Below are 9,919 nucleotides of genomic sequence, written 5' to 3'. Positions count from 1 at the left end.
CTGGAGTGGGCCACCTCCTGCCCGCCGCCGCGGCACAACTTCCTCACGCTGCCGCGGATCCGTTCCGAATCCCCGGCCTTCGACCTGCACCACCCGGAGATCGCGGCGCTCGAACAGCTTGAGCACCCCGAGGCGGACAAGGCCCTCGCCGGCGGCAAGGAGGCGGGCAAGTGAAGATCCAGGGCAAGATGTTCATCTGGCTGAGCGTCTTCATGCTCGCCATGGCCATCACCTACGGTGTGTGGTCGAAGGAGCCGGCCGGAACCACCGCGCTCTTCCTGGCCTTCGGCCTGAGCATCATGATCGGCTTCTACCTGGCCTTCACGGCCAAGCGGGTCGACGACATGGCCCAGGACAACAAGGAAGCCGACATCGCGGACGAGGCCGGCGAGGTGGGCTTCTTCTCCCCGCACAGCTGGCAGCCGCTCGCGCTGGCGATCGGCGGTTCCATGGCCTTCCTGGGCATCATCTTCGGCTGGTGGCTGCTCTACTTCTCGGCCCCGGTGATCCTCATCGGCCTGTTCGGCTGGGTCTTCGAGTACTACCACGGCGAGAACCGCACCCAGTGACCTCGCGTCACCGCTTCACCCGCTCCACCTGACGGGGGCCCGTACCTCTCCACCAAAAGAGGTACGGGCCCCCCGTTTGCGCGCACATGGCGCGCTGATAGGGATGAATCTCCATAACGTGTGTTCATGGACCACACGCCGCGCATCCGCCCCGTAGTGAGCTGCACTCTGCTGGTCGTGACCCTGGTCGCAGGCGCGGTCGCCTGCGGGGGGTCCGGCGGCCACCCGCTCGCGGCGCAGCCGTACGACGCGGCGGACGAGATCTCCTCCAACCTCCCCGACGGAGACACGAAGGTCGACTCCGACCGTCCGCTCGAAGTCGGCGTCAAGGACGACGGTCGGCTCACCGACGTGACGGCCGTCGACACGACCGGGCGCCACCTGGCGGGCGAACTCGACGCCGACGGGAAGCGCTGGCACTCCACCTCCCCGCTCGCCGCCGGCACCCGCTACACCGTGCGCGTCCGCATGGAGGACGGCGACGGCGACCCCGGCAGCCGTACGCTCTCCTTCGAGACCGGCACCGCCAAGAAGTTCCTGAAGGTCGCCTTCGGCCCGCAGGCGGGCACCTACGGCGTGGGACAGCCCATCACCGCGCAACTGAGTGCCCCGGTCAAGGACAAGGCGGCCAGGGCCGTCGTGGAGCGTGCCCTGCGCGTCCGCTCCACGCCCGCCGTCGTCGGATCCTGGTACTGGGTCGACGACAAGACCCTGCACTACCGCCCGAAGGACTACTGGCCCGCCAGGGCCACCATCGACGTCACCAGCGGCCTGGCGGGCATCAAGGTCACCGACACCCTGTACGGGGCTCCCACGAAGGCGCTGAAGCTCACCACGGGCGACCGTGTCGAGGCCATCACCGACGCCGCCGCGCACACCATGACCGTCAAGCGCAACGGGAAAGTGATCAACACCATTCCGGTGACCACCGGCAAGCCCGGCTTCGCGACCCGAAACGGCGTCAAGGTCGTGCTGAGCAAGGAGTACTCCGTACGGATGCGCGGCGAGACGATCGGCATCTCGTCGGATTCGGACGACTCGTACGATCTGCAGGTCTACTACGCGACGCGCGTCACCTGGAGCGGCGAGTACGTGCACGCGGCCCCCTGGTCCACCGGGTCACAGGGATACGCCAACGTCAGCCACGGCTGCACGGGCATGGCCACCGGCCTGGCCGAGTGGTTCTTCAACACCGTGCGCGAGGGCGACATCGTGAAGGTCGTCGGCAGCCAGGGCGAGACGATGACGCCGTTCGACAACGGCTACGGGGACTGGAACCTGTCCTGGGCCAAGTGGCAGACGGGCAGCGCGCTGCGGAACAACGGCGACCCGGAACGCACGGACACGATTCAGGCGGCGCGGCTGCGCCCCGAGGTCTGACCCGTTCCGGGAGCGCACCGCCCTCCGGGAGGACGGCCGGCCCGGCGGCGGGGCCCGGAGCGCACCGGGTGGCCCCGCCCGGCCGGCGGGCCACCCGGCAGGCTCTCAGGCGTCCACGCAGTGCCTGCTGCGCAGCAGGGCCGCCAGGGCGTCGGCGAACTCGACGGGTTCGACCGGCAGGGTCACCGCGGCGTCCGCGCGGCTCCAGGTGGCCAGCCAGGCGTCCTGCGGGCGTCCGATCAGCAGCAGCACGGGCGGGCAGCGGAAGATCTCGTCCTTGATCTGCCGGCAGACGCCCATGCCGCCCGCGGGGGCCGTCTCGCCGTCCAGTACGCAGACGTCGATGCCGCCGTTGTCCAGGGCCTCCAGGACGGCGGGCAGGGTGGCGCACTCCAGGAACTCCACCGGCGGCACGTCGGCCGCGGGCCTGCGCCCGGCTGCCAGCCTCACCTGCTCACGGGTGTTGGCGTCGTCGCTGTAGACCAGGACCGTGGCGGTCGGCTGCATTGTTCCTCCGTGACATCTGTGTCTTCGGGGCTTTCCGGGCATGAACCGATGCGCGGATCGTACTCCGCCCGATGGCCTGTCAGCACGGCCCCGGACAGCGGTTTCATGGGCTGTTCGGGGCAGGCACACCCGGTTGACACACCGAACGGCACCCCCCGGAGTGAGGGCGGGATAAGGGACCGACATAATGTCGGTCGTGGCGACAGCAACGACAGTAGAAACCGGGCACGCGCACCCGTCGGTCAATCGACCGAACCTCACCAGCGTCGGAACCATCATCTGGCTGAGTTCCGAGCTGATGTTCTTCGCGGCCCTCTTCGCGATGTACTTCACCCTGCGATCGGTGACCGGACCGGAGCACTGGAAGGAAATGGCCTCGGCCCTGAACTTCCCGTTCTCGGCCACGAACACCACGATCCTTGTGCTCTCCTCCCTCACCTGCCAGCTCGGCGTCTTCGCCGCCGAGCGCGGCGACGTGAAGAAGCTCCGCACCTGGTTCGTGATCACTTTCGTGATGGGTGCAATCTTCATCGGAGGCCAGATCTTCGAGTACACCGAGCTGGTGAAGAAGGACGGCCTCTCGCTGTCCTCCGACCCGTACGGCTCGGTGTTCTACCTGACGACCGGCTTCCACGGGCTGCACGTGACAGGCGGACTCATCGCCTTCCTGCTCGTCCTGGGCAGGACATACGCAGCCAAGAGGTTCACCCACGAACAGGCGACCGCCGCCATCGTCGTGTCCTACTACTGGCACTTCGTCGATGTCGTGTGGATCGGCCTCTTCGCCACGATCTACATGATCAAGTAACCGGGCTCGCACCCGAACACCATCCAGCATCGACGCAGAAGATCCTGACACCGGGGTAATCCGTGAAAAAGCTCTCCGCACGACGACGCCATCCGTTGGCGGCGGTCGTCGTACTACTCCTCGCGCTGGCGGCCACTGGGGGGCTGTACGCCGCGTTCGCGCCCGCGAGTAAGGCGCAGGCCGACGACACCGCCCAGTCCCTCGCCATCGACGAGGGCAAGAAGCTGTACACCGTCGGTTGCGCCAGCTGCCACGGGACCGGCGGTCAGGGCACCACCGACGGGCCGCCCCTGGTCGGCGTGGGTTCCGCCGCCGTCGACTTCCAGGTCGGCACGGGCCGCATGCCGGCGCAGCAGCCGGGTGCCCAGGTCCCGAAGAAGAAGGTCATCTACAGCCAGGCCGAGATCGACCAGCTCGCGGCGTACGTCGCGTCCCTCGGAGCCGGTCCGATCACGCCGACCAAGCAGCAGTACGACCCGGCCGGCGCGGATGCCGCCAAGGGCGGCGAGCTGTTCCGCACCAACTGCGCGCAGTGCCACAACCTCACCGGCCAGGGCGGTGCGCTGACGAACGGCAAGTACGCGCCCAGCCTTGAGGGCGTGTCGCCGAAGCACCTCTACGAGGCCATGCAGACCGGCCCGCAGAACATGCCGTCCTTCCCGGACTCGACGATGCCCGAGCAGCAGAAGCGGGACATCATCGCGTACGTCAAGGCTGTCAACAGCGATGACACCCCGAGCCCCGGCGGTCTCTCGCTGGGCGGCCTGGGCCCGGTCAGCGAAGGTCTGTTCGCGTGGATCTTCGGGCTCGGCGCACTGATCGCACTCGCCGTTTGGGTCGCGGCCCACACCGCTAAGGCCAAGAAGTCATGAGTAGCCAAGAGATTCCAGACGAGAACCTGCCCACCGTGCAGGAAACCGCGCACGACGCGGTACAGGTCGCGGACGACCCGTTCGCCGACCCGGGGCTGCCGGCCCACAAGCCGCGCATCCAGGACATCGACGAGCGGGCGGCGAAGCGCTCCGAGCGCACCGTCGCGCTGCTGTTCACGCTGTCGATGCTGGCGACGGTCGGCTTCATCGCCTCGTACGTCATCTTCCCGGTCGACAAGATCGTGTACATCTGGCCGTTCGGCCATGTGAGCGCGCTCAACTTCTCCCTGGGTCTGACCCTGGGCGTGGCGCTCTTCACGATCGGCGCCGGGGCCGTCCACTGGGCGCGCACCCTGATGTCCGACGTGGAGGTCGCCGACGACCGGCACGCCATCGAGGCGACGCCCGAGGTCAAGGCGAAGGTCCTGGCGGACTTCGCGGCCGGTGCCCAGGAGTCCGCGCTCGGTCGGCGCAAGCTGATCCGCAACACCATGTTCGGTGCGCTGGCGCTGGTGCCGCTCTCCGGTGTGGTGCTGCTGCGCGACCTCGGTCCGCTGCCGGAGAAGAAGCTCCGCAACACCCTGTGGGGCAAGGGCAAGCAGCTCATCAACATGAACACGATGCAGCCGCTGCGTCCCGAGGACGTCATCGTCGGTTCGCTGACCTTCGCCATGCCCGAGGGCCTGACGGAGGACGCGGAGGACTTCAACAACCAGATCGCCAAGGCCGCGCTGATGATCGTCCGGATCCACCCGGCGGACATCAAGGACAAGCGCGAGCGCGAGTGGGCGCACGAGGGAATCGTCGCCTTCTCCAAGATCTGCACCCACGTCGGCTGCCCGATCAGCCTGTACGAGCAGCAGACGCATCACGTGCTCTGCCCGTGCCACCAGTCCACCTTCGACCTCTCCGACGGCGCCCGCGTCATCTTCGGTCCGGCCGGTCACGCCCTTCCGCAGCTGCGGATCGGCGTGAACAGCGAGGGCAACCTCGAAGCGCTCGGCGACTTCGAAGAGCCCGTCGGTCCTGCATTCTGGGAGCGCGGATGAGTACTGCGACCACGAACACACCCGGTGCCGCCGCGCCGGGCAATCGCAAGGCGCCCGCCGGCGAGCGGGTGGCCGACTGGGCGGACGGCCGGCTCGGGATCTACAGCCTGGCCAAGGCCAACATGCGCAAGATCTTCCCGGACCACTGGTCCTTCATGCTCGGGGAAGTCGCCCTCTACAGCTTCATCATCATCATCCTCACGGGTGTGTACCTGACGCTGTTCTTCCACCCGAGCATGAACGAGGTCGTGTACCACGGCTCGTACGAGCCGATGCAGGGCATCAAGATGTCCGAGGCGTACGCCTCGACACTGGACATCAGCTTCGACGTCCGCGGTGGTCTCCTGGTCCGCCAGATCCACCACTGGGCCGCGCTGATCTTCCTGGCCGGCATGTTCGTGCACATGATGCGCGTCTTCTTCACGGGTGCGTTCCGCAAGCCGCGTGAGATCAACTGGCTGTTCGGCTTCCTGCTGTTCGTGCTGGGCATGTTCACCGGTTTCACCGGCTACTCGCTCCCGGACGACCTGCTGTCCGGTACGGGTATCCGCTTCACCCAGGGCGCGATCCTGTCGATGCCGATCGTCGGCACCTACATCTCGATGTTCCTGTTCGGCGGAGAGTTCCCGGGCCACGACTTCGTCGGCCGGTTCTACTCGATCCACATCCTGCTGCTGCCGGGCATCATGCTCGGTCTCGTGGTGGCGCACATGATCCTCGTCGTCTACCACAAGCACACGCAGTTCGCGGGTCCGGGACGCACCCAGAAGAACGTCGTCGGCATGCCGCTCATGCCGGTGTACATGGCGAAGGCCGGTGGCTTCTTCTTCCTGGTCTTCGGCATCATCGCCATCATCTCGGCCATCGCCACGATCAACCCCGTCTGGTCCATCGGCCCCTACCGGCCGGACCAGGTGTCCACCGGCGCCCAGCCCGACTGGTACATGGGCTTCGCCGAGGGTCTGATCCGTGTGATGCCCGGCTGGGAGGTCAACCTCTGGGGTCACACGCTCGTCCTGGGTGTGTTCATCCCGCTGATGGTCTTCGGACTGGTGCTCGGGGTCATCGCGGTCTACCCGTTCCTCGAGTCCTGGGTCACCGGTGACAAGCGTGAGCACCACCTGCTGGACCGCCCGCGCAACGCCCCGACCCGGACGGCCTTCGGCGTCGCCTGGATCACCGTGTACGTCATCGTCTTCATCGGCGGTGGCAACGACCTGTGGGCCACGCACTTCCACCTGTCGATCAACGCCATTTCCTGGTTCATCCGGATCTTCATCTTCGCGGGCCCGGTCATCGCGTTCATCGTCACCCGGCGGATCTGCCTCGGCCTCCAGCGCCGCGACAAGGAGAAGGTGCTGCACGGGCGCGAGTCCGGCATCATCAAGCGCCTGCCGCACGGTGAGTTCGTCGAGATCCACGAGCCGCTCGGCCCGGAGAAGCTGCACACGCTCACCGCGCACGACCAGTACCAGCCGGTCGAGATCGGCCCGACGGTCGACAAGAACGGTGTCGAGCGCAAGGTGTCCGCGCTGCAGAAGCTGCGCGCCAGGCTCAGCAAGAGCTACTACGGCGAGGACGGCCAGATCGCCAAGCCCACCGCCGAGGAGTACAAGGAGATCACCAGCGGCCACGGTCACCACTGATCGCCTGAACTGATCGCCACAGCAGGAGCCCCGTCCATCCGATGGACGGGGCTCCTCGCTGTCCCCGGTGCTCGATAGGGTGGGAGTCGACCCCCCTTTTTTTTCGGCTGTGGACCCCAGGAGCGGACCATGAACGTTGTGACCCCGATCGGCGGCGACAGCGTGGCGGACCGTTCCTGGCCCGGCGTGCTGAACCCGTTGCTGCGCGGCGAGGACCTGGGCGCGGACGACACCGCGTGGGCGATGGACCGCATCATGAGCGGCGAGGCGACCGACGTGCAGATCGCCGGATTCGCGGTGGCGCTGCGTGCCAAGGGCGAGACGGTCGACGAGGTGTCCGGCCTGGTGCGCGCGATGTACGAACACGCCCGCACCATCCACGTCCCCGGCCGCACCGTCGACATCGTCGGCACCGGCGGCGACCTCGCCAAGACGGTCAACATCTCCACGATGTCCGCGATCGTCATCGCGGGCACCGGCGCCAAGGTCGTCAAGCACGGCAACCGCGCCTCCTCCTCGGCCAGCGGCTCCTCCGACGTGCTGGAGAAGCTCGGCGTCAACCTGGACCTCGGCGCCGAGCGCGTCGTCGAGGTAGCCGAGGAAGCCGGCATCACCTTCTGCTTCGCGGTGAAGTTCCACCCCGCCCTGCGGTACGCCGCCCGGGCGCGCAAGGAGCTCGGCGCCCAGACCACGTTCAACATCCTGGGGCCGCTCACCAACCCGGCCCGGGTGCGCGCGCAGGCCGTCGGCGTGGCCGACCTGAGGATGGCGCCCATCGTGGCCGGAGTCCTCGCCGCGCGCGGCAACTCGGCGCTGGTCTTCCGCGGCGACGACGGGCTCGACGAGCTGACGACGACGGCCACCTCGCAGGTCTGGGTGGTGCGGGACGGCGAGGTGCGCGAGGAGCGGTTCGATCCGCGCGACATCGGTCTGGAGCTGGTCCCGGCACAGGCGCTGCGCGGTGCCGACGCCGCGTACAACGCGGACGTGGCCCGGCGGGTGCTGGCCGGCGAGCCGGGACCGGTACGCGAGGCCGTGCTGCTCAACTCGGCGGCGGCCCTGGTCGCCCTGGACCCCACGGACGGCACGCTGAACGAGCAGCTCGCCGCCGGGGTCGCGAGGGCGGCCGAGTCCATCGACTCCGGGGCGGCCCGCGCGGCGCTGGAGCGCTGGGTGGCGGCCAGCAACGCCTGAACGCAAGGAATGTGACGCAGGGCGCGGTCCGCATCGCGGACCGCGTCTTGCGCGTTCGCGGACGTATGGCAAGATGCTGGACAGGTCATGAGTGACAGCGACTACGGCCCCGGCCCGCTGTCCGGCAACCCTCCGTCCGTGGCGGGGTGCCCCGGGTGAAGACCAGGCCGTGGGCAGCGAGGCCCGCGGCAAGCGCGGGCCCCTCGGCATCAGTGAATGCCAGCCCCCGGGGTCCTGGTCCCTAGGGAGCCTCTTGTGAGCACGCGAATGCGATAGGGCTTTCCGGCCCTTCTCCGCACCTCTCTTCACGTCTTTCCGCCGCGCCGTGGCGTATCCGCCGGCGCGTGCGATTCGCCTGCCTCTTACGGGAGTTCGCCATGTCTGTCCTCACCGCTGCCGCCGACCAGTCGCTTTGTGCCCCTCTGCCGGTTCTGGGAGAAGATGTAACGGTTCCGCTGGTCACCGGCGGTGAAGTCGCCTACGCGGCCCTCGACTACGCCGCCAGCGCCCCGGCGCTCCGGCGGGTCTGGGACGACGTGGCCGCGTACGCCCCGTACTACGGCAGCGTCCACCGCGGCGCCGGGTACCTCTCGCAGCTGTCCACGGACCTGTTCGAGAACAGCCGGGCGACGGTCGCGGAGTTCCTCGGCTGCCGCGCCGACGACCAGGTGGTCTTCACCCGCTCGACCACCGACTCGCTCAACCTGCTGGCGGCCGTGATCCCCGCCGACTGCGAGGTCTTCGTCTACGAGACCGAGCACCACGCCTCGCTGCTGCCGTGGCGCGACGCCCGGGTGACGTACCTCAACGCCCCGCGCACCCCGGCCCAGGCCGTCGAGACGCTGGAGCGGGCGCTCGCCGACCGCGAACCTTCCCCAAGCTCTCAGCTCCGTTCGAGCGGGGGAGGCCCCCTCGGCCCCGCGCTGGTCTGCGTCACCGGCGCCTCCAACGTCACCGGAGAGCTGTGGCCGGTCAAGGAACTCGCCGCCGCCGCGCACGCGCACGGCGCCCGGATCGTGCTGGACGCGGCGCAACTCGCCCCGCACCACCCGGTCGACATCACCGACCTGGACGTCGACTGGGTCGCCTTCTCCGGGCACAAGCTCTACGCGCCGTTCGGTTCGGGCGTGCTCGCGGGCCGGGCGGACTGGCTCCGGGGCGCCGAGCCGTACCTGGCCGGCGGAGGCGCCTCGCGCAAGGTCTCCCGCCGCGCCGACGGCGGGGTGGATGTCGAGTGGCACACCACCGCCGCCCGGCACGAGGCCGGTTCCCCCAACGTCATCGGTGTGTACTCCATCGCCTCCGCGTGCAGGGCGCTCACCGAGGCGGGCTTCGACGGTCTGGTCGCCCGGGAGCAGCACCTGGTCGCCGCGGTCCGGGCCGGTCTCGCGGACGTTCCCGAGGTCGAGGTGCTGTCACTGTTCGGCGACGACGCCCCGCGGGTCGGTGTCATCTCGTTCGTGGTGGAGGGCTGGAACAGCTCGCACTTCGCCGCTGCGCTCTCCGCCGAGTACGGCATCGGGGTCCGCGACGGGCTGTTCTGCGCCCACCCGCTGGTCCGCACCCTGTTGGGCAGCGACCCGCAGGAGGTCGGCGAGTGCGGTGCGCCCGAGGCCGAGCCGGGGGAGAGCTCCTTGAACGCGATTCGGGTGAGCTTCGGCGCCGGCACGCCGGACGAGCACATCGAGCGCTTCGTCCGCGCGGTCAAGGAGCTGGTGAGCAAGGGCGCCCAGTGGAAGTACCGCACCGAGGGCGGCCGCTGCGTCCCGGACCGGGGCGAGGCGCAGCTCTGACCCGTCAGGTCGCGGGGGGGGGGGGGGGGCGGGCCCCCCCCCCCCCCCCCACCGGGGCCCCGCCCCCACAGGCGGCAGGGCCCGGGGTTTTGGGGCGGCCC

9 protein-coding genes and 1 riboswitch are annotated in these 9,919 nt (G+C 68.9%); of the genes, 8 read left to right on the top strand and 1 reads right to left on the bottom strand.

Going from position 1 to position 9,919, the window contains the following annotated elements; translation table 11 throughout:
• Positions 1–170: 170 nt before the first annotated feature.
• Together ACFC79_RS14405 and ACFC79_RS14400 are read left to right on the top strand one after the other, a co-directional pair.
• On the top strand, positions 171–569 hold the full coding sequence (locus ACFC79_RS14405; RefSeq protein WP_376239555.1) for a cytochrome c oxidase subunit 4: 399 nt from the start codon (positions 171–173) through the stop codon (positions 567–569).
• A gap of 126 nt (positions 570–695) precedes the next feature.
• Positions 696–1,949 (top strand): Ig-like domain-containing protein, encoded by a 1,254-nt coding sequence (locus ACFC79_RS14400; RefSeq protein ID WP_376239552.1) that lies wholly within the window; start codon positions 696–698, stop codon positions 1,947–1,949.
• A gap of 105 nt (positions 1,950–2,054) precedes the next feature.
• Here ACFC79_RS14400 and ACFC79_RS14395 read toward each other — a convergent pair whose 3' ends face one another.
• Complete coding sequence (locus ACFC79_RS14395; protein WP_376239550.1) at positions 2,055–2,456, bottom strand: hypothetical protein; 402 nt, start codon at positions 2,454–2,456, stop codon at positions 2,055–2,057.
• Between the two features lie 187 nt (positions 2,457–2,643).
• Between ACFC79_RS14395 and ACFC79_RS14390 the strand changes: the two genes are divergently transcribed.
• The 6 genes from ACFC79_RS14390 to ACFC79_RS14365 all read left to right on the top strand — a co-directional run bounded on the left by ACFC79_RS14390 (position 2,644) and on the right by ACFC79_RS14365 (position 9,818).
• Complete coding sequence (locus ACFC79_RS14390; RefSeq protein WP_376239547.1) at positions 2,644–3,264, top strand: heme-copper oxidase subunit III; 621 nt, start codon at positions 2,644–2,646, stop codon at positions 3,262–3,264.
• A 62-nt stretch (positions 3,265–3,326) separates the two neighbouring features.
• Positions 3,327–4,136, top strand: coding sequence for a c-type cytochrome (locus tag ACFC79_RS14385; protein WP_376239545.1), 810 nt, complete (start codon positions 3,327–3,329; stop codon positions 4,134–4,136).
• Positions 4,133–5,185: a Rieske 2Fe-2S domain-containing protein gene (locus tag ACFC79_RS14380; protein WP_376239543.1), complete on the top strand. Its 1,053-nt coding sequence runs from the start codon at positions 4,133–4,135 to the stop codon at positions 5,183–5,185. The genes ACFC79_RS14385 and ACFC79_RS14380 overlap by 4 nt, the downstream gene beginning before the upstream one ends.
• Positions 5,182–6,831: a cytochrome bc complex cytochrome b subunit gene (locus ACFC79_RS14375; protein WP_376239541.1), complete on the top strand. Its 1,650-nt coding sequence runs from the start codon at positions 5,182–5,184 to the stop codon at positions 6,829–6,831. The genes ACFC79_RS14380 and ACFC79_RS14375 overlap by 4 nt, the downstream gene beginning before the upstream one ends.
• A gap of 129 nt (positions 6,832–6,960) precedes the next feature.
• A complete protein-coding gene (gene trpD, locus ACFC79_RS14370) occupies positions 6,961–8,025 on the top strand; it encodes an anthranilate phosphoribosyltransferase (protein WP_376239539.1) in 1,065 nt (354 codons plus the stop codon).
• 83 nt (positions 8,026–8,108) lie between these two features.
• A riboswitch (SAM riboswitch) is annotated at positions 8,109–8,226 on the top strand.
• Positions 8,227–8,402: 176 nt separating this feature from the next.
• The gene (locus tag ACFC79_RS14365) at positions 8,403–9,818 is read left to right on the top strand and encodes an aminotransferase class V-fold PLP-dependent enzyme (RefSeq protein WP_376239537.1); all 1,416 of its coding nucleotides are present in this window, start codon (positions 8,403–8,405) and stop codon (positions 9,816–9,818) included.
• Positions 9,819–9,919 lie beyond the last annotated feature (101 nt).

Source organism: Streptomyces sp. NPDC056061 (assembly GCF_042266885.1).
Taxonomy (GTDB): Bacteria; Actinomycetota; Actinomycetes; order Streptomycetales; family Streptomycetaceae; genus Streptomyces.
This window is presented reverse-complemented; position numbering and strand designations above follow the sequence as displayed.

Bases quoted from the DNA above. Each gene is read 5' to 3' on its own strand.
- ACFC79_RS14365 (WP_376239537.1), top strand. From the start codon at position 8,403: ATGTCTGTCCTCACCGCTGCCGCCGACCAGTCGCTTTGTGCCCCTCTG.
- trpD (WP_376239539.1), top strand. From the start codon at position 6,961: ATGAACGTTGTGACCCCGATCGGCGGCGACAGCGTGGCGGACCGTTCC.
- ACFC79_RS14395 (WP_376239550.1), bottom strand. From the start codon at position 2,456: ATGCAGCCGACCGCCACGGTCCTGGTCTACAGCGACGACGCCAACACC.
- ACFC79_RS14375 (WP_376239541.1), top strand. From the start codon at position 5,182: ATGAGTACTGCGACCACGAACACACCCGGTGCCGCCGCGCCGGGCAAT.
- ACFC79_RS14390 (WP_376239547.1), top strand. From the start codon at position 2,644: ATGTCGGTCGTGGCGACAGCAACGACAGTAGAAACCGGGCACGCGCAC.
- ACFC79_RS14380 (WP_376239543.1), top strand. From the start codon at position 4,133: ATGAGTAGCCAAGAGATTCCAGACGAGAACCTGCCCACCGTGCAGGAA.
- ACFC79_RS14400 (WP_376239552.1), top strand. From the start codon at position 696: ATGGACCACACGCCGCGCATCCGCCCCGTAGTGAGCTGCACTCTGCTG.